22 protein-coding genes are annotated in these 20,771 nt (G+C 58.3%); 14 read left to right on the top strand and 8 right to left on the bottom strand.

The window, feature by feature from the left end:
• The 4 genes from CZ345_RS17220 to CZ345_RS12800 form a co-directional block, all read right to left on the bottom strand.
• The coding region (locus CZ345_RS17220) for a transposase (RefSeq protein ID WP_275425395.1) at window positions 1-154 on the bottom strand (154 nt) is incomplete at its 3' end.
• A gap of 93 nt (window positions 155-247) precedes the next feature.
• Entirely contained in the window at window positions 248-451 is a 204-nt protein-coding gene (locus CZ345_RS12785) for a helix-turn-helix domain-containing protein (protein WP_077073488.1), read from the bottom strand.
• Between the two features lie 186 nt (window positions 452-637).
• Window positions 638-1,174 (bottom strand): hypothetical protein, encoded by a 537-nt coding sequence (locus tag CZ345_RS12795; RefSeq protein ID WP_144277355.1) that lies wholly within the window; start codon window positions 1,172-1,174, stop codon window positions 638-640.
• 14 nt (window positions 1,175-1,188) lie between these two features.
• Complete coding sequence (locus tag CZ345_RS12800) at window positions 1,189-1,431, bottom strand: hypothetical protein (protein WP_077073491.1); 243 nt, start codon at window positions 1,429-1,431, stop codon at window positions 1,189-1,191.
• 150 nt (window positions 1,432-1,581) lie between these two features.
• Here CZ345_RS12800 and CZ345_RS12805 point away from each other — a divergent pair, with 150 nt between their 5' ends.
• The 5 genes from CZ345_RS12805 (at window position 1,582) to CZ345_RS12825 (ending at window position 6,200) form a co-directional block, all read left to right on the top strand.
• Entirely contained in the window at window positions 1,582-2,220 is a 639-nt protein-coding gene (locus CZ345_RS12805; RefSeq protein ID WP_077073492.1) for an ERF family protein, read from the top strand.
• Between the two features lie 11 nt (window positions 2,221-2,231).
• Window positions 2,232-3,197, top strand: a complete 966-nt coding sequence (locus tag CZ345_RS12810) for an AAA family ATPase (protein WP_077073493.1) — start codon at window positions 2,232-2,234, stop codon at window positions 3,195-3,197.
• 3 nt (window positions 3,198-3,200) lie between these two features.
• Window positions 3,201-4,124 carry a DUF3150 domain-containing protein gene (locus tag CZ345_RS12815; protein WP_077073494.1) on the top strand — a complete coding sequence of 308 codons (924 nt, stop codon included), beginning with the start codon at window positions 3,201-3,203 and terminating at the stop codon, window positions 4,122-4,124.
• Window positions 4,124-5,731, top strand: a complete 1,608-nt coding sequence (locus CZ345_RS12820) for a hypothetical protein (protein WP_077073495.1) — start codon at window positions 4,124-4,126, stop codon at window positions 5,729-5,731. Before CZ345_RS12815 ends, CZ345_RS12820 begins: the two co-directional genes overlap by 1 nt.
• 97 nt (window positions 5,732-5,828) lie before the next feature.
• On the top strand, window positions 5,829-6,200 hold the full coding sequence (locus CZ345_RS12825) for a hypothetical protein (protein WP_077073496.1): 372 nt from the start codon (window positions 5,829-5,831) through the stop codon (window positions 6,198-6,200).
• Window positions 6,201-6,243: 43 nt separating this feature from the next.
• Here CZ345_RS12825 and CZ345_RS12830 read toward each other — a convergent pair whose 3' ends face one another.
• On the bottom strand, window positions 6,244-7,368 hold the full coding sequence (locus tag CZ345_RS12830) for a tyrosine-type recombinase/integrase (protein WP_077073497.1): 1,125 nt from the start codon (window positions 7,366-7,368) through the stop codon (window positions 6,244-6,246).
• A gap of 264 nt (window positions 7,369-7,632) precedes the next feature.
• On the opposite strand from CZ345_RS12830, the gene CZ345_RS12835 reads away from it, so the two are divergent.
• The 7 genes from CZ345_RS12835 to CZ345_RS12865 all read left to right on the top strand — a co-directional run bounded on the left by CZ345_RS12835 (window position 7,633) and on the right by CZ345_RS12865 (window position 15,857).
• Window positions 7,633-8,046 (top strand): EamA family transporter, encoded by a 414-nt coding sequence (locus tag CZ345_RS12835; RefSeq protein WP_077073498.1) that lies wholly within the window; start codon window positions 7,633-7,635, stop codon window positions 8,044-8,046.
• Between the two features lie 140 nt (window positions 8,047-8,186).
• The gene (locus CZ345_RS12840) at window positions 8,187-9,593 is read left to right on the top strand and encodes an alanine/glycine:cation symporter family protein (RefSeq protein WP_077073499.1); all 1,407 of its coding nucleotides are present in this window, start codon (window positions 8,187-8,189) and stop codon (window positions 9,591-9,593) included.
• A gap of 186 nt (window positions 9,594-9,779) precedes the next feature.
• The gene (locus CZ345_RS12845; protein WP_077073500.1) at window positions 9,780-10,562 is read left to right on the top strand and encodes a Crp/Fnr family transcriptional regulator; all 783 of its coding nucleotides are present in this window, start codon (window positions 9,780-9,782) and stop codon (window positions 10,560-10,562) included.
• 465 nt (window positions 10,563-11,027) lie between these two features.
• A complete protein-coding gene (locus CZ345_RS12850; RefSeq protein ID WP_077073501.1) occupies window positions 11,028-12,557 on the top strand; it encodes an SLC13 family permease in 1,530 nt (509 codons plus the stop codon).
• An 86-nt stretch (window positions 12,558-12,643) separates the two neighbouring features.
• Entirely contained in the window at window positions 12,644-13,570 is a 927-nt protein-coding gene (locus CZ345_RS12855; protein ID WP_077073502.1) for an NAD(P)/FAD-dependent oxidoreductase, read from the top strand.
• A 53-nt stretch (window positions 13,571-13,623) separates the two neighbouring features.
• Window positions 13,624-13,935: a thioredoxin family protein gene (locus CZ345_RS12860; RefSeq protein ID WP_077073503.1), complete on the top strand. Its 312-nt coding sequence runs from the start codon at window positions 13,624-13,626 to the stop codon at window positions 13,933-13,935.
• A 41-nt stretch (window positions 13,936-13,976) separates the two neighbouring features.
• A complete protein-coding gene (locus tag CZ345_RS12865; RefSeq protein WP_077073504.1) occupies window positions 13,977-15,857 on the top strand; it encodes an aryl-sulfate sulfotransferase in 1,881 nt (626 codons plus the stop codon).
• A 123-nt stretch (window positions 15,858-15,980) separates the two neighbouring features.
• On the opposite strand, the gene pdxT is transcribed toward CZ345_RS12865, so the two are convergent.
• Window positions 15,981-16,628 (bottom strand): pyridoxal 5'-phosphate synthase glutaminase subunit PdxT, encoded by a 648-nt coding sequence (pdxT, locus tag CZ345_RS12870; protein ID WP_077073505.1) that lies wholly within the window; start codon window positions 16,626-16,628, stop codon window positions 15,981-15,983.
• A complete protein-coding gene (gene pdxS, locus CZ345_RS12875; protein ID WP_077073506.1) occupies window positions 16,622-17,503 on the bottom strand; it encodes a pyridoxal 5'-phosphate synthase lyase subunit PdxS in 882 nt (293 codons plus the stop codon). The genes pdxT and pdxS overlap by 7 nt, the downstream gene beginning before the upstream one ends.
• Window positions 17,504-17,662: 159 nt before the next feature.
• Here pdxS and CZ345_RS17745 point away from each other — a divergent pair, with 159 nt between their 5' ends.
• Together CZ345_RS17745 and CZ345_RS12885 are read left to right on the top strand one after the other, a co-directional pair.
• Entirely contained in the window at window positions 17,663-18,001 is a 339-nt protein-coding gene (locus CZ345_RS17745) for a GntR family transcriptional regulator (protein WP_077073507.1), read from the top strand.
• Entirely contained in the window at window positions 17,982-19,232 is a 1,251-nt protein-coding gene (locus tag CZ345_RS12885) for an aminotransferase-like domain-containing protein (protein WP_077073508.1), read from the top strand. Before CZ345_RS17745 ends, CZ345_RS12885 begins: the two co-directional genes overlap by 20 nt.
• Window positions 19,233-19,794: 562 nt before the next feature.
• On the opposite strand, the gene CZ345_RS12890 is transcribed toward CZ345_RS12885, so the two are convergent.
• Complete coding sequence (locus CZ345_RS12890) at window positions 19,795-20,769, bottom strand: Bug family tripartite tricarboxylate transporter substrate binding protein (protein WP_077073509.1); 975 nt, start codon at window positions 20,767-20,769, stop codon at window positions 19,795-19,797.
• Window positions 20,770-20,771 lie beyond the last annotated feature (2 nt).

Below are 20,771 nucleotides of genomic sequence, written 5' to 3' on the forward strand. Positions count from 1 at the left end.
CATACTCGTGCGGGGCATCTTTCAATTGCAGGCCGTGCTTGATGACATAGATAATGCCGCTGACGACACGCCTGTCATCGACTCTCGGAATGCCATGGGAACGAGGAAAGTAGCGTTTGATACGAGCAATCTGTTCATGAGAAAGATAAAAAATTCCTTCATGGCATTCTCCGTATGCCGGCAATAAGAACTTTTTACCCTTTTGGCAATTAATGAGTCTGGAGCCTAAGCAAAGGGCCTCTTAGAGCTACCCACGATCCGAGCCCGGTTCCACAACGCAACTCTCAAGAAAGCTCTGCAGGTCGGAAATCCGATAACGAATCAGTCTGCCTACCTTCAGAAAAGTCGGCGGCAGCCTGAGATACCTTCGGTTCTGCAACGTCTTGACGGAAAAGCCCGTTATGCGGGCAGCTTCTTTCTCGTTCACAGTCATCAAATCATTCTGAATCATGGTTATTCTCCCTGCGGACCACCTTCTTCGGGCGTCCGCACAGTTCCGTTATCCTTGCGATGGTATCCTGACACTCTGTATAGAACCGGAAACGCTCCGCCGCTTCAGCCCGCCTTTCCGCAGTTCTGAGCCCGTGCTTGAGGGCGAAGGTATTGCCCGGCGGAGCTCCCCGGTGTTTACGCATGTTCACTCCGTACCTCCCGCCGTGACCACGTTGCCGACAATGGCCTTGTCCGCGTGCACTACGGTGATGGTCTGCTGTCCGGAATTTCTGTACTTACGCAATGCCTCAAGCTGTCTGGCATAGAGGTACATGAAGCGCCGGGCTATTTTAGAGCAGGATATCTTGTCTTCAAGCAGTGTTGCAGTTGAGCTTTGCGAAAGAGCCGTCATGCCGCGATGCGCGGCAAGAAACATCTGAACGACAAGCATACGCTCGAGGGTATCCCGAGGATGGGCTTCCCGAACGGCAGATATCAGGGCATTCAGAGTGGTCTCAGACGGCCTGCGATCGTCCGCCCGTGCGAGATTTTCAAGAATGTACCTGGCCAGTTCCCCTTCTTCCGTCCCAAAAGCATGCGAGAGTCTGTCCAGCCATTGCGCATAGTTTTCCCCATCAATAAGTACAGGAGTCAGCCCGTGCTCATGGCAACGTACCCTGATATGCGTCGTCTGGTCACGTTTCGCCTCTGGCAGGGAAACTTCCAGATTCTGTATTTCCATGTTGTCTGCTGCCATCATTTACCGTCCGATCGACAGCTCAACGCAGCACACATGATTTTTGCAGCCTGTTCCGGCTGCATGTCCGTCAGCTCTCTGAAATTGCCATGACCGAGGGCAACGGCAAACCGTACGAAATAACTGATGAGTGACGATACTGTCATGCGGGAAGGAGATGTCTGAACAAGGGCATGAAGCTCTGTCTTATCCACCTGCCTGACTGCCCCGGATATGATGGTATTCTTCGCTCTATCGATCATAAAAAACTCCTGAAACGACCTCCGTCTGCGGAGGTGTGAAAATGTATTTATATAAAAGTTGCAGGGCTTCCGAAAAAATTTCAGCACTTGCAAAAAAAAGACCTGTTATTTGTTATAAGAATAAGAAAACCAACAAGTTAGGAGTGTATTATGGAATTTTCTTCGGACTCCATCTCAAACATAGCCCCGGCGCTGCTTAAGACTCAGCAGTCTCTCGGCCCCATCGGCAAGGACTCTTCCAATCCGTTTACGAACTCCAGATACGCGAGCCTCGCCAGCGTTCTGGAAGCATGTCGCCAGAGTTTCAGAGACAACGGCATATTGCTCATCCAGCGCGGAGTGGCGTCCTCGCCAGGAACGGTAACCGTGGAAACAAGGCTTATTCATGCGCCTTCCGGGGAATGGATCATGGGCCTGACCACCATCCCCGTGCCGGAAGAGGAAGGACGGATGAACAGTTCTCAGAAGATCGGTGCCTGTCTGAGCTATGGCAGACGCTACGGCCTTATGAGCCTGCTCGGCATGGCCGCCGTGGACGACGACACCGACGCGGAGTTCCGGGTATCGGCGCAGACAGCACAGCATCCAGCGAGCCATGACAGCAGATTTGCGTCGTATCTGCCGGAAATATCGGATGTTACGTACTCGGAAGTTCTGGATGAAAAGTCAGGAAGAAAACTGGTCTTTGCTTCGGGCAAAACCATGAGCCACAAGGACGAACTGCGCATCTGCGGCTTCAGATGGTCGCCGGAAAGACGGGTGTGGTGGAGAGAACATGCAAATCATTAACAGGAGTTTTTATGAAACAGGCATATGAAACCGTGCAGCTCGACGCAGGAGAGGTCTTCAGCGGGCAGAAAAGCAACACGCCCATTACAGGCTTTAAAAGCTCATCGCCGAACACCCCGGGCGTAGACGAAAACTTTATCTTCGGCGACCTTGCCAGAGACCTTGTGGTGTTCTTTCTGCAGGCGAAGCCCGATCCTCTGTTCATCTTCGGAGACACCGGCACGGGTAAAAGCTCTCTGGTCCGACAGATTGCAGGCCGACTGCGCTATCCTGTCTGGGAAGCCACAGGCAGCGAACGCCTGGAGGTAGGCGACCTTATCGGTCATCTCACATTGAAAAAAGGGAATATGGAATTCTCGGACGGCCCCCTTACCGCTGCTCTGCGGGCAGGGGGCGTTTTCATGCTTAATGAGCTGGATGCCGTGAACCCGGCCGTGCTCATCATGCTGAACACGCTCTTTGATCATCAACCTCTTCTGATACCGGAAACAAACGAACTTGTTGTTCCGGCTCCGACCTTCCGCTTCGTGGCCACGGCCAACACCGCCGGTAATGGTGATGAAACGGGTCGCTTCACCGGTACGAATCAGCTCAATCAGGCCTTCATGGACCGCTTCACCATTCTGAAGGCTGACTATCCCGCCCCGGAAGAAGAAAAACGTTTGCTGGCCGCACGGTATCCCGCTCTGCCGGAACAGGTGCGTTCGGGCATGGTCGAAGTGGCGGGCAAGGTACGGGCGATGCTCTCCTCAGATAATCCTGAACATGCACCGGGCGTGGATATCGTTCTGTCAACACGCACCCTGCTGCGCTGGTGTGAGCTCACGCTCTGTTATCAAAGCCTGGCGTCTTCCGGCATCTCGCCGGTGCTGTATGCCTTGGACAGAGCGGCGGGATTCCGGGCCGGACGCGAAGGCAGAGCGCTTCTCCATGAACTCTGTCAGAGAATTTTCGGCATTTCCAACAATAAGGAGTAAACCATGACAAACGATATCAAGGTATTGAACGGACTCACGGCCATCTCTCCGGCCATCACCATCTGGTCTGGCAAACGCAAGATGCTGGCAACGGACTACGGAGTGAACACTGACGAGCTTCCTCCCTCTGAAATCATGGATCTCGGCACGAAGAAACTCTGTCCCCCGGAAAAGATGCGCGTTTTCCTCACATTGAAAGCCCGCTGCATTGCTCTTCTGGACAGACACGGCATCAAGTTCATAGCTTCAAGCTGGCTTGTGCCGAAGGAAAAGGTCAAGGATATCACTGCTGGCCTCGAAGGTCTGAAGCAGGAATTCCTGGCAGAAAAGGCCGCCTTTCTGGCTTCCTACGATGCTACCGTACAGGACTGGATTGCAAAGCATCCGCAATGGGCGGAAATGCTTGCCCGCGCTGTGCCTTCGGCTGACTACGTGTCATCGAAACTGAGCTTCGACTGGAAGAGCTTCCGTTTTTCCATGGCCCGGGACAGCAATATCGCCGACGATGTGGTTCACCTTGCGGAGTCTGTGTTCTCAGACATCGCAAGGCAGGCCGCCGATGCCTACAGGAACATCTTCGCCGACAAAGAGCAGATTACGCGACGGGCACTCGGGCCGCTGAAGGCCATGGAAAACAAGCTGGCCGGGCTGGCATTTCTTGAGCCTCGGGTCGGTCACGCGGCGGAACTTATACATGCGGCTCTTGAAGAACTCCCCTCGAAAGGCGTCATTCAGGGACAGGAACTCTCAAGGCTGCTTGGTCTGCTCTGTCTTCTGAAGAGTCCTGAAGCTCTGGAGGACTTCACAGGTCGTATGGCTGAAGGCCAAAAGACCAGAACGTTGCTGGACAGGCTGCATATGCCCGAACAGGGGAAAGTTCCCGTGCCGGGGAAGCCCGCCAGAATAGAAAGTCAGGGGTTATGGTAATGAACGCATCTGAATCCATACGAAGCTCTCTTCCTCTTGTTGCGCAGGCTCTTACCGAAAGAACCGGCATCCGTGTGGAAATAGGCGGCTCGGAAGCCTACACGAACGGAAAGGTTATTCATCTGCCGTCACTTCCATTGCATGTGGACGAAACTCTTGCCGGTGTCGTCAGAGGATATGCTGACCATGAAATAGCGCATTGCTTTTTCACGGACTTCTCCGTTGCCGGTAGAGCCCGGGACAACGTTGAGCATTGGCTTCTCAACATGCTTGAGGATGTTCGCGTCGAGGGACTTATGGCCAATCGTTATGTCGGCAGCGCCGTAAACCTTTCGGAACTGACAAGGCGCATGTTTCTGAAAGGCCAGACGGATGTCTGTCCTCTGAACTGGTGCCTGCTTTATGCGCGGTCATGGAGTGAACCCATGCTGGGTAAGGAATATAGACGCCTCGGCCGGGAACTGGAGAAAAACGCTCCCGGTCTTGTAGGAGAACTTCGAACCGTCTTGAATGAAGCAAGGAGGCAATGCCAAAGCACGGAAGATTCTCTGCGGTATGCCGGGCAGCTTGCTGCTATTCTGAAAAACTATGTGCCGCCTTCGCAGAAAAGACAGGAAAGCGGAAACAGCGATGGCAACAAAACCACTCAGGAGGAAAAAGGCGAAAGAAACGAAACATCGTCGGAAAGCTCAGACACTCAGGAAAGCATAAAGGGTGATACGAACAGCGTATCACCCTTTTCTGCACTCTTTGAACCGGACTCTGTTCTGCCCATGAACGTCGGCGATACACTGAAGCAGGAACTGGAAGCTGCTTCTGCTGGTTCCGTGGACGACTCCTTTCATGTGGCAAGACTTGCCTCCTGCACCTTTCCCAACATGCCTCCCGAAGCTGTAACCCAGACGCTGAGCCTTGCGGCCCGTCTCAGGACGTCAGTCGCCGGTCTGCTTCAGGCAGATACTCTTGAAGGCCGTCGTGCGGCAGTTTTCGGCAGGCTTAACTCTCGCAAGCTCCACACTGCTGCTCTTGGTGAAAGCAAGGTGTTCCTGCGGGACGCTCCGGCCAGAATGAGGTCTGCGGCTGTGCATCTGCTGCTTGACGTGTCCGGCTCCACGACTCCCATTGTCCGTGAAGAGCTCATCTCGGCCTATGCCATAGCCCTGGCATTACAGGGACTGCGAGGCATCTCCTGCGGAGTATCTGTCTTTCCCGTGCAGGACGCCGACTTCTATGATGAATGTTCTCCGGCTATGGCAGACATTTTCTGTCACGGCCGGAGAATATGTCGCGGCTTTCCTGATGTCCCCGCCTATGGTTTGACTCCTCTTGCGTCCGCCATGTGGCGTGTGCTGTCTCGGCTGTGTTCCATGCGGAAGACAAGGAAAATCCTCATTGTGTTCACCGACGGACTTCCCGACAGCGTGGCGGCCGCGACTGCTGCCGTGCAGGATGCCGAAAGCAATGGTGTGGAAGTTTACGGCATAGCCTACAACGTCCACTCAATTCAGCATGTCATTCCGGCTTCTGTTTCCATAAAACATATCGCAGAATTACCTGGCGCATTCTCTTCGCTCCTGCTGAAGACTCTGCACAGCCGTAATCATTAGGGAGGCTTCCATGCCGAATATCTATGTGGAAATTCTTATTGCCATTCTTGGCGGAATCATCGCCGTTCTCCAGGATAAACGCTGACGGGAGGGCTTTATGGGCTATTACAGCGACGTGTGCATCATGCTCACAAAACAGGGCAGGGAGATCATGAAGGAACGGCTGCGCGGACTCGGTCGGAGTGCAACAGCAAAAGAAGTACGACGCTTCATATCCTCCGCCGATCTTCATCGTGTGGATTCCGGCACGGGCGGCGAAATCTTTCTCTGGAAAAACGTGAAGTGGTATGAGGACAGGGAGGACTTCCAGGAAGTCCGGTTTTTCTCCCAACTGCTGCGCGAATTACCTCTGAAGGATTACCGCTTCATGCGTCTGGGAGAATATGCCGACGATGCCGAGGATCAGGGCACGTTCTGGAACGACAATCCGTTCAATGTTCATTTCGAGAGAAAAATTGTGATAAGCTAAAAAACATGGGCGGTCATGGAAGGCCGCCCGCGTTTCTTTACGGTTATTTTTTAGCTGTCAGCACATCGTCCGCGACAGCCGCCGCCTTGAGCATCGCCTGATCCGCCAGATGCGCATAGCGCTGGGTCATCACGGGATTGGAATGTGTCAGCAGCTTTTGAAGCGTGTAAAGATCAACCTTGCCTGAGCTCGCCAGCCGGGACGCGAAGTTGTGACGCAGTCCGTGCAACGGACGGAAATCCTTGGGAAGTCCGGCTTTATCGCAAACCTGTCGTGCTTTGGCAGTATAGGTGGTAGGCGCCCATTGCGGAAAGAGGAACGCCCCATTGTCATGGCCAAGATTTTCCAGAAGCTCACGAACATACTGGCTCATGGGGACATAGGCAGTCTTTTTATTTTTAGCGGACACGCCACGAAGAGTGATAAATCCTCTGTCGAAGTCGATATCCGCCCAGCGCAAAGCTATGGCCGCAGAACGCCTGATGCCGGTATGAGCAACGAATTGCAGATATGCCCGCAGATATGAATCCTCTATCTCCAGAAGAGCTTGTTCATATCTTATAAGCTCCTCATCCGTCATGACCTCCGTTTTCTGATTATCCACTCGGGGCATGTTGAAGATAAGTGTCTGGGGCTTTACACAAAGGCCTCGTCGGCTTCCAAAGTTAGCGAGACGCTTTACCAGCCCAAGAACCGCGCATGCCATCGCGGGCTTTTTCCCCTTCCTCAGAATATATTTACATAGTCTGTCGATATCCTCCGTGGTGAGCTCCTCAACCGTTTTGTTGCCAAAGCGCTCTTCCAGGTAGCGACTATAGATGGATCTATCAGTACGGCGTCGTCCTGGAGATTCTTTCGTCGCTTCAAGATATGCAGCCCAGAGTCGTGCTATCGTCCAGCGTTCCGCCTTTCGTTTTTTCTCCTCCTCTTTTCTCCTGCGTTCATGATTGGAATCCTCCTTGCCGTTTATTCGATCCGCTCGAATACGTGACGCCTTGGCGGCTGTCATGCCCGCCGAGGATTTACCTACGGGTTCACGAATTTCCTTTGAACCTCTTCCCCCGGTCCTGTAGCGGATGTAAAACGATTTTTCGCCTTTCTGGTTTACACGGGCGAATACTCCCGGATACGCCGTCGCAACAAGTTTTCCGGTGCTCTTCTCTGACATAAAGCTCTCCCAAAGTTTTTAAGAGATTGCCGGGTAGTCAGAGGAAGTTCAGTTCTGTCCGCTATCTTTTTCTCATTAATTTTTGTGCCGCACCGTGTCCGCACCAACCCCATTTTTGTCCGCACACGTTATCGAACGAGAGGGAAGAATAGAGAAAATGGGTGAATATAACTTATTGTATTCATAGGAGTTGTTGGTAAATTATAAAAACTCTGTGAAATTGCGGGAAATGAGAAAGTTCTCCTGAAAAAGGAAACTGCAAACATGTGGCTCGTTCTCGCGCTTCTCTCCGCCGTGTTCGCGGCGCTCACGTCCATACTGGCCAAGGTGGGCATCCAGGGCGTGGATTCCAACGTCGGCACCGCCATCCGCACGCTGGTGGTCTTCTTCATGGCCTGCGGCATGGCCTTCCTCTGCGGGGCGAAGTTCTCCCCTTCCGCCGTGAGCGCCAGGACATGGGTCTTTCTCGTGCTTTCCGGCCTGGCCACCGGAGCTTCCTGGCTCTGCTACTTCAAGGCTCTGCAACTGGGCGACGTCTCCAGGGTGGCCCCCGTGGACAAGATGAGCATCGTCTTCACCATCGTGCTCGCCGTCGTCTTCCTGCATGAGGAGCTTACCCTCAAGGCAGCCGCAGGGGGCGCTCTCATTGCTCTGGGCACGCTTCTCATGGCCCTGTAGCGGCCTTCCGCGCCGTGCGCGGCGGGAAAAACGCGCAGGCCCCCCCCTGCCGCCCGATGCGGAAGGAAGGTTGACTTTTCCCTCCGTATCGTGAATTATCGCACGAATCATCACCCATCCACTCCAAAAAAGGTCTGCGCATGGAATTTCTTGAAAAGGCGATCGCCTTCTCCAACGACATCCTCTGGTCGTATGTTCTTATCGTCATGCTGATAGCCCTCGGGCTCTGGTTCTCCTTCCGCACGGGCTTCGTGCAGCTTCGCCTGTTCCGGGAAATGCTGCGTCTTCTGAGGGAAGGCGTGAGCCACGACGGCGGGCACACCCACATCAGTTCCTTCCAGGCCTTCTGCATCAGCACCGCCTCGCGCGTGGGCGTGGGCAACATCGCGGGCATAGCCATCGCCATCATGGTGGGCGGCCCCGGAGCCATCTTCTGGATGTGGGTCATCGCCGTCATCGGCGCGGCCTCGGGCTTCGTGGAAAGCACGCTCGCCCAGATATACAAGGTGCGGGACCCGAAAACCTTCGGCTTCCGGGGCGGCCCGGCCTACTACATCCGCAACTGCCTCGGCAGCAGAAGCGCCGCAGCGCTCTTTGCCGTGCTCATATCCGTGACCTTCGGGCTCTGCTTCAACTCCGTGCAGGCCAACACCATCACCCTTTCCCTGCAGTCCTCCTTCGGCATCGACCGCGCTCTGGGCGGAGCGGGCATCACCATCCTTTCCGCCATCGTCATCTTCGGCGGACTGAAGCGCATCGCCCACCTGAGCAGCTGGCTCGTGCCCGTCATGGCCACGCTCTACCTTCTCATCGCGCTCGTCATCGTGCTGATGAACATCACGCACATTCCCGCCATGTTCGTCACCATCATTTCCCAGGCCTTCTCCCCCGACGCCGCGGTGGGCGGCATAGGCGCGGCCATCCTTACCGGCGCCAAGCGCGGCCTCTTCTCCAACGAGGCGGGCATGGGTTCCGTGCCCAACGCCGCGGCCACGGCCTTCGTTTCCCACCCCGTAAAGCAGGGGCTCGTGCAGGCGCTCGGCGTGTTCGTGGACACGCTCCTCGTGTGCACCGCCTCGGCCTGCATCGTGCTCCTTTATGAAGGCTACGCCGACGCGGGCAAGACCGGCATCGAACTTGTGCAGCTGGCGCTTACCTCGCATCTCGGCAGCTTTGCGGGCGTGCTGCTTTCCTTCATGGTCTTTCTCTTCGCCTTCAGCTCCATTGCGGGCAACTACTACTACGGCGAAAGCAACATTCAGTTCTTCAGCACCCGGCCCGAGCCGCTTCTCATCTTCCGCGTGCTCGTGGTGGCCATGGTGGCCTTCGGTTCCGTGGCCGATCTGCCCTTCGTATGGAACCTCGCCGACCTGTTCATGGCGCTCATGGCCATCGTGAACCTCGTGGCCATCGCCCTGCTCGGCAGAAACGCCTTCATCGCCCTGAAGGACTACTCGGCGCAGAAGAAGGCGGGCATAGCCGACCCGGTGTTCCACCCCGAACAGCTCCCGGACCGGCGCGGCATAGAAGCCTGGGAAGAAAAGTAACGGCTTTTTTTTGAAAACGCGGGCGGCCTTTGAAAAAAGGCCGCCTTTTTTTGCGCTTCCGCGATGCTCCCTGCGAGCTGCAGGAAAATGCAGAAAAAGGCGTCCAATTGACAAAATATCCCCGCAATGGAATCCTGAGAAGGATACGTTTCGTTCCCCCGCCTTTTGAGGAAAGGACACCGCATCATGAAGAGCTTCTCCATGCCCCTGCCTCCGCTTCCCGGCAACAACCCTCTCGGTTCTCTGCCGGACGGCGGAAAAAGGCCGCCCCTTCCCGACATGGAAACATGCCGGAACTTCCTCATGCGCTTCAGCAGGGAAATCACCGTTCCGCGCGGTACGAAACTCATGATCAACCGGGTGTTCTACCTGCTTGAGGGAACCGTGACGCTCACGGTCGTTTCCGCCACGGGGGAACGCCATTCCCTGGTGTATTTCGAGCCCGGCGACCTGCTCAGCTTCATGCCCTCGGTGAACCACACCTATGCCATTCCTCACGAGGCCTTCGACTTTCTGCTGTACAACGAATCGCTCTCCATGTTCGCCAAAACGCCCTGCCGCCTCATCTGCACCGACCACAGGGAATTCATGCGCCACATGGACGAGGAACCCGTGAAGACCCTGCTCATCCGGGGACTTGCCGCCAACCTGCTCAAGGTCATCGTGCAGTCCGTGAACAACTGCACCCTGCCCGCCACGGTGCGGGTGTGCCGTATGCTTTCCGTGTTCATGCAGCAGGATGCCCCCCACGCCATTCCCCGCTACCTCACCCATACGGAAATCGCCGGGCACCTTTCCCTGCACGTCATGACCGTGACCAAAATCTTTCAGTCCCTGCGCAAGGAAGGCATTCTGGACAGGGAACACGGCATCACCTTTGTGAAAGACCCCGCGCGCCTCATGAGCCTGGCCTCCCAGCAGAGCCTGCTCTCCTACAAGAATTCCGACATACGCGCCTATCCGGCCTGAGCCGGTCGGCCCGCCAAACACGCGCCCCCCTTCCCCATCTTCCCTCACAGACGGCGGCACGCCGCAGAACGCGCATGAGGCCGCCGCAGAAACGCCGGCCCCGAAGATAAAAATTTCCCGTGCGGACGAGCTTGCCCGGCACCGACGCTCTCGTGTATGCTCATGCCGACCGGCATGAACCCTTTTTCCGCCCCGAAAACGCCATCCGGGCCGCAGCGAGGAGGAAAAACACCCCTTTCCCGAAAAACGCACAAGCGGCACTGCCCCGGAGCGGGAAAGGAAGGCTCCTTTTCCCGTTTCAAGAAAAAATCTTCACAACACTAGTTTAGACTAGTTTTCTTTGTTTCCCTTCGTCCTATGTTAAGCGGCATCATAAGCATGGAACCTGGCCGCAGGGCCCGCGGCTTTCCGAACATTCCGTTGTTTCCCATCAAGCGCAGATCCGCTCCATAACCGGAGGCAAGCATGCCCGTCAAAAGTCTTTCCCTGGGAACCATCATCCATACCGTCATCGGTATCGGACTCATGTTCCTGGGCCATGTTCTTCCCTGCCCTTCCCTCGTCGTTCCCGTAAGCGACGCCCTCGTGGCCGCGGGCTTTCCCGTGGCGGACGGCAACGCCGTCATCACCATCACCCGCATGGGCATGGTCAACGCCATGATCTTCCTCGGCGTGGTCTATCTGTGGACCTTCGTCGATACGCTCTGGCCGTGTTTCCTCGGCGTGCTCATGCTCGCCTTCAGCGGCTTCACGCCCGCGCCCAAGGTGCTGAACTCCTTCCTCGGCAACCCCATGGTGGTGATGATCTTCTTCACGCTGTGCTTCGCCACCGCCCTCATCAGAAGCAACGTATCCTCGTGGCTCGCCCAGTGGATACTCCGGCGCGATTTCATCATAGGCCGCCCGTGGACCTTCACCGCCGTCATTCTGGTGACCTCCTACCTGCTCGCCTTCTTTGAACAGACCTCCATCTGCTTCCTCATCTGGCCCGTGATGTACAGCATCTTCGACCAGGTGGGCTTCAAACGCGGCGACAAGTACGTTTCCGTCATGCTGGTGTACATCATCGTCATGGCGCTGCTCTCCTTCGCTTCCGACCCGTTCAAGACGGGCGCCTTCCTCCTGCTCGGCAACGTGTGGGGCCTTGCCGCCTCGAATCCGGGCATGAACGTGCCCGCCCTGCCCGCGGCCTCCTACTTCTGCTTCGCCCTCGTCGTCTCCCTCGTTTCCATCGCCCTGCTCATGGCGGCCATGCGCTTCGTCTACCGCGTGGACGTTTCCCCCCTGCTGAAGCTCGACCCCGCGGTGCTGCGCCGCGAACCGCTCAAGCCCATGACCGGGTATCAGATAGGCGTGCTCGTCGCCTTCGCCCTCTTCGCGTGCTGGATTCTGCTGCCCGGCATCATCGGCAAGGACAATGTCGTCGGAGCCTTCCTCGCCAAGAATTCCCTGCTCGCTCCGCTGGTGGCGCTCTTCCTCGTGGGCTTCGTACACCTGCACGGAAAGCCCATCGCGGACATCAGCGAAACCGCGGCGGCCTACCCCTGGCGCATCTTCCTGCTCATCGCCGTGGCCATGCTCCTCGGCGACGCCATGACCGGCAAGGGCACCAACGTCACCATCTACATGGAATATGTGCTGCGCAACGCCCTTTCCGGCTTCGGCTACGTGCCTCTGTGCATCGCCGTCATCCTGCTCGGCATCACCTTCACCAACTTCTGCAACTCCGTGGTGCTCGGCCTCGTGCTCACGCCCGTGCTGCTCGCCATGTGCAACGCCTTCGGCATGAACGCCGGGCCCCTCATGGCCTGCTTCATCTACGCCGTGCTCATCGCCGCCTGCACCCCTGCGGCCTCGCCCTTCGCGGCCATGCTCTTCGGCAACAGCCAGTGGCTCTCTCCCAGGGAAATCGTCACCTACAGCGTCTCTTCCTCGCTCATCATCGCGGGCGTCGTCATCGTGATCGGCATCCCGCTCGCCATGGTCATTTTCTAACCCTGTCCGGGCGCGTCCGACGCGCCCGCCCTGCCTGAACGAACGTTCTCCCGAGGGGAACAGAAACATAGAAAAGGAGTCTCTCCATGGACAAGTACGACGTCATCATCGTGGGCGGCGGCCCCGCCGGTCTCACGGCTTCCATCTATGCCGTGCGCGCCAACATGAAAACCCTGGTGCTCGACAAGCTCGCCCCCGGCGGCCAGATCATCAACACCAACGAAATCGCCAACTACACCGGCTTCGGCACCATCAACGGTGCGGAACTCGCCATCAAGATGTTCGAGCACTCCCAGGAAGTGGGCGCGGAATTCGACTACAAGACCGTGACCGCCGTCATCGACGAAGGCGACGTGAAGAAGGTCGTCTGCCTTGAAGACGACACCGTCTACGAAGCCTCCGCCGTGATCATCGCCACCGGCACCCGTCCCCGCCGCCTGCACATTCCCGGCGAGGAAGCCCACACCGGCGCGGGCATCAGCTGGTGCGCCGTGTGCGACGGCGCGCAGTACAGGGGCAAGGACGTGGTCGTCATCGGCGGCGGCAACTCCGCCGTGGAAGAATCCATCTACCTTGCGGGCATCGTGAACAAGCTCACCGTGGTCACCATGTTCGACCTCACGGCCGATCCTTCCGCCTGCGACAAGCTGCGCGCCATGCCCAACGTGACCATCTATCCCTATCAGGACGTTCTGGAATTTCTCGGTACGGACAAGCTTGAAGGCGTGCGCTTCAAGTCCACCAGGGAAGACGCCACGGAACGCACCGTGACCTGCGACGGCGTGTTCGAATACATCGGGCTTGAACCCACCGCCTCCTTCTGCGCCGACCTCGGCATTCTCGACCGTACCGGCTGCATCATCACCGACGCCGCCATGCAGACCTCCCGCCCCGGCATCTTCGCCGCCGGCGACATCATCGTCAAAGGCCTGCGCCAGGTGGCCACCGCCTGCGGCGACGGCGCCATCGCCGCGAACAGCGCTTCCAAGTATGTAGAGAAACTGAGAGGATAAGCTCTCACCGGCAAAAGCCCTTCCCGCAACCCACAACCTCAAGGAGCATTCCCATGATTACGGAAATCGATACCGCCGGCTATGACAGCATGGACAAATCCGGCGTCATGATGGTGGAATTCTATTCCAAGACCTGCGGCCCCTGCAAAATGCTTTCCTTCGTGCTGAAGGACATCAGCAAGAACGACCCCGACTTCCGCATCTTCACCGTCGACTTCGACGCCAACCAGGACCTCAAGGAACGCTGCGGCGTGAAGGGCTTCCCCACCATGCTCTTCATGAAGGACGGCGCCGAAGTTTCCCGCCTCGAAGGCCTGAAGCAGAAGCCCGCCATCATTCAGGAAATCGAAAAGCTCAAGGCCTGAGCACCAGAACACGCGCAACACTCAAGAAGGAGTCCGAACCCATGAGCAACAAAGTGATGCACACCTACAGCGACCACCTCATCACCCGCCAGAACCGTGCCGAAAAAGAATTCCTCGCGGCCTTCGAAGCGGAAAAGCCCACCCTTGAAAACGCCCATGTTCTGGTCAACCCCTACTTCATCAACCCCCTCTGCGCGCTGATTCTCTTCAAGAGCGAAAAGCCCGCCTCCGCCACCATGACCCTTCACGGCAAGCGCAACGCCCGTGAAAACATCGTGCATACCTTCCCCGAAGGCACCGATCATTTCATTCCGGTCATCGGTCTGTACGAGGGCATCGCCACCGACGTGACCGTGGAACTTTCCACCGGCGAAAAGAAGACCTTCTCCATCCAGTCCCAGCCCCTGCCTGAAGACGTGTGCCGCTGCCGCAACATCAACACGTCCATGGACTACTTCGGCAACAACTTCATGTTCCTCACCCCGGCCGGCAAGAACCTGCCCACCGCCTACGACTACATGGGCGACATCCGCTGGCTGCTCACCGAAAACACCATGTTCGACATCAAGCGCGTGAAGAACGGCAACATCATGACCGGTTCCCACCGCTTCTGCCACATGCCCTACTGCTCCACGGGCCTCATCGAACTCAACCTGCTCGGCAAGATCTACAAGGAATACCGTATGCCGGGCAACTACCACCACGACCACTTCGAAATGCCCGACGGCAACATCCTGGCCCTCACCCAGGACTTCACCACGAGCACCGTGGAAGACATGATCGCCCTGCTCGACCGTGAAACCGGCGAAGTGCTGCGTACCTGGGACTACAAGACCTTCCTGCCCCAGAACGTGGGCGGCTCCGGTTCTCAGGATGCCCACGACTGGTTCCACAACAACGCCCTGTGGTACAACGAAAAGAACAACACCATCACCATTTCCGGCCGTCATCAGGACGCCGTGGTGAACTTCGACTACGAAACCAGCAAGCTCAACTGGATCATCGGCGACCCCGAAGGCTGGCCTGAAGACATGCAGAAGTACTTCTTCAAGCCCGTGGGCGACCTCGACAACTTCGACTGGCAGTATGAACAGCACGCCTGCGTGGTCTGCCCCGACGGCGACATCATGTGCTTCGACAACGGCCAGTACCGCTCCAAGGTGAAGGAAAAGTACATCCGCAACCGCGACAACTTCTCCCGCGGCGTGCGCTACCGCATCGACACCGAAAAGATGGAAATCGAACAGGTGTGGCAGTACGGCAAGGAACTCGGCCAGAGCTTCTTCTCCCCCTACATCTGCAACGTGGAATACTACGACGAAGGCCACTACCTCATCCACTCCGGCGGTATCGGCTGGAAGGACGGCTATGCCTCCGACAAGCTCGGCGCCTTCATCAACCCCAAGAAGGAACCCGGTACCGACATCTGCGCCAAGACCGTGGAACAGAAGGACGGCGTGGTCATGTACTCCATGGAAGTGGACGGCAACTTCTACCGTGCCGAAAAGCTCTTCCCCTACCATGACGGCGACAACGCCGCCTTCGGCGAGGGCAAGCTCCTCGGCCACCTCGATGTGACCCCCACCTTCGACACCATCCCCGACGTGCCCGAATCCCAGCAGGTCATCGACTCCTGGCATCAGGTCAACATCGAGGAAGACGAAGACCGCCTGGTCTTCCACGGCCGCTTCGCCCGCGGCTCCCTGGTCATGGTGCTGCTCGAAGGTGAAAAGGAAACCCGCGGCTACTTCATCAACACCGCCGCTTCCTATCACCTGGCCATGTGCTCCGGCGCCTACCTTGAAGAAGACGACCGCGTGATCAAGCAGAACATCAGCAAGGAAGGCCTCTCCGGCAAGTACGAAATCAAGGTGCTCGTGGAAGACACCAAGTACCAGACCGGCGTGAGCATCTTCTGCTAAGCCTCTCTGCGGGGAAGGCCGCCACGGCGGCCTTCCCCGCCCCTCGCCGGGTTTTCACTTTCCCGCCCGCGCGCAGGCCGAAGGCGGAAGGAGCATCTGCTCCTTCCGCCTCTTTTCATTCCTTCAGATGCTTCCTGCGCCTTTTCTTCCGTCAAGGCACAGATTCAGAAAAAAGCTGTGTATCCGCCTGTCGGCCGTAAGTTCCGGGTGAAACGACGTGGCAAGCAGATTGCCCTGCCTTACCGCCGCAGGACTGCGGCCGAGAGGCCCATCCACCAGAGAAAGCACCTCCACATCCGGCCCATGGGAAACGATGAGCGGCGCACGGATGAACACCGCCTCCATATCGCCTGCCGCACCCGCGACATCCAGCCTTGTCTCAAAGCTTTCCGTCTGTCTGCCGAAGGCGTTGCGGCGCACCCTGGCATCCAGAAGACCGAGCACCGGCTGCTTCATGGGGGAACCGTCCGCATCTTCCACTTCCCGGCACATCAGAATGAGTCCGGCACAGCTTCCGTACACGGGCATGCCCATGCGCGCGCAGTCCCTTAAAGGCTCAAGCAGTCCCTCTTCTTCAAGAAGTCTGCCCATGACGGTGCTCTCCCCGCCCGGCAGAACGATGCCGTCAAACTTTTCCAGCCCTGCGCAGGCCGAATCTCCGGGACGCCGCCGGATTTCCGTCACCTTCGCGCCGCAGCTCTCCAGCGCCAGCCGGTGTTCGCGAAACGCCCCCTGAAGCGCGAGCACGCCGATATGAAGAGCGCCTACCATCCCCGCTCCTGCATGCGCTGCTCTGCGGCAATGGAGGCAATCTCAAGGCCGGGCATGGCTTCGCCCAGCCCTTCCGACACTTCCGCCAGCACGTCGGCATCGTTGTAGCAGGTGGTCGCCCTCACGATGGCGCGGGCAAAACGCTCCGGATTCGAGGAGTGGAAAATGCCCGATCCCACAAAAATGCCGTCGCAGCCGAGCTGCATCATGAGCGCGGCGTCGGCAGGCGTGGAAATGCCTCCCGCCGCAAAATTGACCACCGGAAGCCGCCCCCTGGAACGCACGACATGCAGAAGTTCCAGCGGCGCGCCGATTTCCCTGGCATAGGCGGCCACCTCTTCTTCCGGCAGAGAAAGAAGACGGCGCAGTTCCCCCATGACCATGCGCATATGCCGCACGGCTTCCACCACGTTGCCCGTGCCGGGTTCCCCCTTGGTACGCAGCATGGCCGCGCCCTCGGCTATGCGGCGCAGCGCCTCGCCGAGATTGCGCGCGCCGCAGACAAAGGGCACCTTGAAGTCGTGCTTGTTGATATGATGCCCCTCGTCCGCCGGAGTAAGCACCTCGCTCTCGTCGATGTAATCCACGCCGAGGTGCTCCAGAATGGCGGCTTCCGCCATATGCCCTATGCGAACCTTGGCCATGACGGGAATGCTCACCGCCTCCATGATGCGCTTCACCACAGCAGGGTCGGCCATGCGGGCCACACCCCCCGCCTTGCGTATGTCGGCAGGAACTCTTTCCAGCGCCATAACCGCACATGCTCCGGCCTTTTCGGCAATAACCGCCTGTTCCGGCGTGGTCACGTCCATGATGACGCCGCCCTTCAGCATTTCGGCCAGTCCCGTTTTCAGTCGTATGGTTCCCTGTTCCATGTCTTGCTCCTTCTCCGGCCTTATGAAACATCGCGCCCTTGCGCTTCCTGCCGGAATAAGGGCGATATACGCCCCAGCCTTGCCGATGCCCAGAAAATGCTGCAATATACAGACAATACATATTGTCACAGATACAAAAAAATATTGCCTCGGCATGATATGCCCGGCACAGCTTCGGAGCACACGGTGAACAAAAAAGAAGAACGCCTTCACAGGCTGCACGCCCTTTATGAGGAAGCCGACGCGCCCTGCCTCTACCAGCGCGTGGCCGACGCCATTGAGGAAGGCATAAAGCAGGGGGTGTTCCGCCCCGGCGACGCCCTGCCCACACAGCGCGCCCTGGCAACCGAAATAGGCGTCACCACGGGCACGGCGACGCACGGCTATGCCTGTCACTTATACACACCTAGAAGTGTAAAAGAGACAGGACGAAGACCGCCTGGTCTTCCACGGCCGGTTCGCCCGCGGCTCCCGGGTCATGGTGCTGCTCGAAGGTGAAAAGGAAACCCGCGGCTACTTCATCGTAGCTGCCAGAGCCTCGGACGTGGACGTCATGCCGCCCCCGGCCCCGCTGCCCCCCGCCGCGGCATGGCCTGCCCGCGGGGAAGAGACTCCCGCCGGACAGCCCGGGGAGAAGGAAGAACCTTCCCGCATGAACCTCGGCTTCATTGCGCCTTTTGAATATCTGAATCCTTCCCTGCGTGAGGCGCTGAACAGCATGCTGCACGACATGGATGCGGGAACCGTGGCCGGGCTCCAGAGCTATCACCGCCCGGCGGGCATGGAACGCCACCGCGAGGCCGGAGCGCTCTGGGCGGCCCGCTACGGGGTGCCCGTATCCGGCAGAGACCTTCTTGTCTGCGCAGGTTCGCAGCATGCGCTCATGACCATACTGCTCACGCTCTGCACACCGGGCGACCGCATCGCCGCGGAAAGCCTGAGCTATCCGCTGCTGCGCCAGATGTCCTGGCGGCTCCGCCTTCCTCTTGTCCCCGTACGCACCGACGCCTGCGGCATGCTGCCGGACGCACTGGAAAACGCCTGCAGAAACGGCGGAGTAAAGGCCGTTTATCTCATGCCCTCCTGCCGCAACCCCACGCTGACGCGCATGCCGGAATCCCGACGGAAGGAACTTGTGGAGGTATGCCGCAGGCACGATGTCCTCATCATAGAAGATGATGTCTACGCGCTTGCCTTCGCCGCACCGCAGGCTCCTGCGTTTGCCGCACTCGCCCCCGAAAGAACCTGCTTCATCGCCGCCACCAGCGAAATTCTCGGCGGTGGCCTGCGCGTGGCCTATCTCTGCCCGCCGCAGCATGCTCTGGACGAACTTGAGCGCAGCATATCCCACACCATTTCCATGGTGCCTCCGCTCATGGCCGAACTTGCCGCCCGGTGGATAACGGACGGCACGGCGGACGCCGTGCTTGCCGCCAAAAGGAAGGAGGCCGCGGCACGCAATGCCCTTGCCCGCGATATTCTGGACGGATTTCCCCTCATGTCGCGCAGCACGGGCTTTTTCTGCTGGCTCGGCCTGCCCGATTCCCGTACGGGGAGGAATGTGGCCGTACAGGCAAAGGAACGGGGAGTGATCGTGGCCGAAGGGGAGCACTTCCGCATGGGGCACGGCGCTGCGGAAAACGGCGTGCGCCTTGCCCTCGGCGGCGTTCAGAGCCGCGAAGAACTCGCCGCGGCCCTCGGCATCATCAGAAGCATTCTCGAATCCTGAGCGCGCAAGGCAAAACCTGCGATTCACGCTTTTGCCCTGCATGCTCCGGCACGGCAACATGCGGCAGGAGCGAGAGCATCGGCAAAGAAAGCCGCCCCGGAAGCGGCGGACTCTTCCGCTCTCTTCAGGTTCTTGAGAGTATTTTCCGTTTGAAATGCTTTGCTCTTCAAACCATACGGCCTGTCGTTTCACGAAAAAAACGCGGTTTTTCCGCTCACTCCGGGCCGGGCGGCGCTGCGCCGCGTGTCACCTTTTAAGGCAGCACGCTCTAAACGCCGCATGAGGTGTCTTCCGCCCCGGGCGGGCACCGAACCTGCACGCTCTTTCGCAAAGGCGGCCGAACGCCGCATGGCATGGGCATGTTCTCCCGGTCAGCAAAGCGCTTGCCGAGCGGCTGCCCATCCGGCGCGCTTTGCCGTGACATGCGCGTCTCTTTTCCTGCGGGAACCTGCCGTACGCAGCCTGTACGCGGAACGCAAAAAGCCTCCCCGGATCAGGACGCTTTCGCGCCGCAGATGCCGGGGAGGCGGAGCCGGTTTACCATAACCGTGAGGGACGGAACCTACTTTTTCTTCTGGGAATAATGCAGGCCCATGGAGAGAGCCAGATCCCTGTAGTAGTCAAACTCCTTCTGAAGGAAGGCGTCCGCCTCTTCCGGGGGAAGGTAGGCGAGAATCTCGTAGTTCTCTTCTGCAGACTTCTTCATCTCGGGGCTTTCCATGGCCTTCTTCGTGGCCTCGGTGAGGATCTTCACCACGGCGTCGGGAGTATCCTTGTTCACCACCAGAAGCCGCCAGCTCGTCTGATCGAAGTCATAGCCGAGTTCGCGGAGCGTGGGCACATCGGGCAGCATGGCGAGCCTTTCGGCATTGAAGGTGGCCAGCGGAATGAGGTGGCCGCTCTTGATGTAGCGCATGATGTCCGGCGGATGGCTGATGAGCGCATCCGTATAGCCGATGAGGCAGTCGATGGTGCCGCGGATGGGCCCCTCGGGCTGATCCACAAGCTTCACGTCCAGCTTGGCGAGGTCGCGGATGAAGTGCGTCATACCCACCTGGAGGGAGCTCGGGGCATTGGTGAGGCCGATGCTCGCCTTGCCGGGGTTGGCCCTGGCATAGGCTTCGAACTCGCGGAAGGTCTTGAACGGCGCCTCCTTGTGCGCCACGAAGAGAATGGGCAGGAGCGTGGCGCGGGCCACGCAGCGGAAATCACCGGGTTCATACACCGGGGCCGTCATGTTGGGCTTGAGCACCATGGGACCCATGGCTGCGAAAAAAACGTTGGAACCGTCGGGCGCGGTATCGAGCACGACTTTCGCCGCCTTGCCCATCATGCCGTATTCAAAGAGGAAGGGCACGCCCAGAATCTTTTCCATCTGGTCGTTGTACACCTTGCTCAGGGCATCGTAGGGCGTAGGCTCGAAAGGATGCCACACCGTTACCGGGCCTTTGGGGTACGTTTCCGCCGCCACGCCGGAAAAGGCGGGCAGGAACATACTCGCCGCGACGGCCAGAGATACCATCCATCGCTTCAGCATAT

Source organism: Mailhella massiliensis (genome assembly GCF_900155525.1).
Lineage (GTDB): Bacteria > Desulfobacterota > Desulfovibrionia > Desulfovibrionales > Desulfovibrionaceae > Mailhella > Mailhella massiliensis.

Coding starts and splice junctions, on each gene's coding strand:
- pdxS (WP_077073506.1), bottom strand. CDS start 17,503: ATGGAACAGGGAACCATACGACTGAAAACGGGACTGGCCGAAATGCTG.
- CZ345_RS12830 (WP_077073497.1), bottom strand. CDS start 7,368: ATGTCAGAGAAGAGCACCGGAAAACTTGTTGCGACGGCGTATCCGGGA.
- CZ345_RS12785 (WP_077073488.1), bottom strand. CDS start 451: ATGATTCAGAATGATTTGATGACTGTGAACGAGAAAGAAGCTGCCCGC.
- CZ345_RS12860 (WP_077073503.1), top strand. CDS start 13,624: ATGATTACGGAAATCGATACCGCCGGCTATGACAGCATGGACAAATCC.
- CZ345_RS12825 (WP_077073496.1), top strand. CDS start 5,829: ATGGGCTATTACAGCGACGTGTGCATCATGCTCACAAAACAGGGCAGG.
- CZ345_RS12840 (WP_077073499.1), top strand. CDS start 8,187: ATGGAATTTCTTGAAAAGGCGATCGCCTTCTCCAACGACATCCTCTGG.
- CZ345_RS12820 (WP_077073495.1), top strand. CDS start 4,124: ATGAACGCATCTGAATCCATACGAAGCTCTCTTCCTCTTGTTGCGCAG.
- CZ345_RS12865 (WP_077073504.1), top strand. CDS start 13,977: ATGAGCAACAAAGTGATGCACACCTACAGCGACCACCTCATCACCCGC.
- CZ345_RS12835 (WP_077073498.1), top strand. CDS start 7,633: ATGTGGCTCGTTCTCGCGCTTCTCTCCGCCGTGTTCGCGGCGCTCACG.
- CZ345_RS12855 (WP_077073502.1), top strand. CDS start 12,644: ATGGACAAGTACGACGTCATCATCGTGGGCGGCGGCCCCGCCGGTCTC.
- CZ345_RS12850 (WP_077073501.1), top strand. CDS start 11,028: ATGCCCGTCAAAAGTCTTTCCCTGGGAACCATCATCCATACCGTCATC.
- CZ345_RS12805 (WP_077073492.1), top strand. CDS start 1,582: ATGGAATTTTCTTCGGACTCCATCTCAAACATAGCCCCGGCGCTGCTT.
- pdxT (WP_077073505.1), bottom strand. CDS start 16,628: ATGGTAGGCGCTCTTCATATCGGCGTGCTCGCGCTTCAGGGGGCGTTT.
- CZ345_RS12810 (WP_077073493.1), top strand. CDS start 2,232: ATGAAACAGGCATATGAAACCGTGCAGCTCGACGCAGGAGAGGTCTTC.
- CZ345_RS17745 (WP_077073507.1), top strand. CDS start 17,663: ATGCCCGGCACAGCTTCGGAGCACACGGTGAACAAAAAAGAAGAACGC.
- CZ345_RS12800 (WP_077073491.1), bottom strand. CDS start 1,431: ATGATCGATAGAGCGAAGAATACCATCATATCCGGGGCAGTCAGGCAG.
- CZ345_RS12885 (WP_077073508.1), top strand. CDS start 17,982: ATGGTGCTGCTCGAAGGTGAAAAGGAAACCCGCGGCTACTTCATCGTA.
- CZ345_RS12845 (WP_077073500.1), top strand. CDS start 9,780: ATGAAGAGCTTCTCCATGCCCCTGCCTCCGCTTCCCGGCAACAACCCT.
- CZ345_RS12890 (WP_077073509.1), bottom strand. CDS start 20,769: ATGCTGAAGCGATGGATGGTATCTCTGGCCGTCGCGGCGAGTATGTTC.
- CZ345_RS12795 (WP_144277355.1), bottom strand. CDS start 1,174: ATGGAAATACAGAATCTGGAAGTTTCCCTGCCAGAGGCGAAACGTGAC.
- CZ345_RS12815 (WP_077073494.1), top strand. CDS start 3,201: ATGACAAACGATATCAAGGTATTGAACGGACTCACGGCCATCTCTCCG.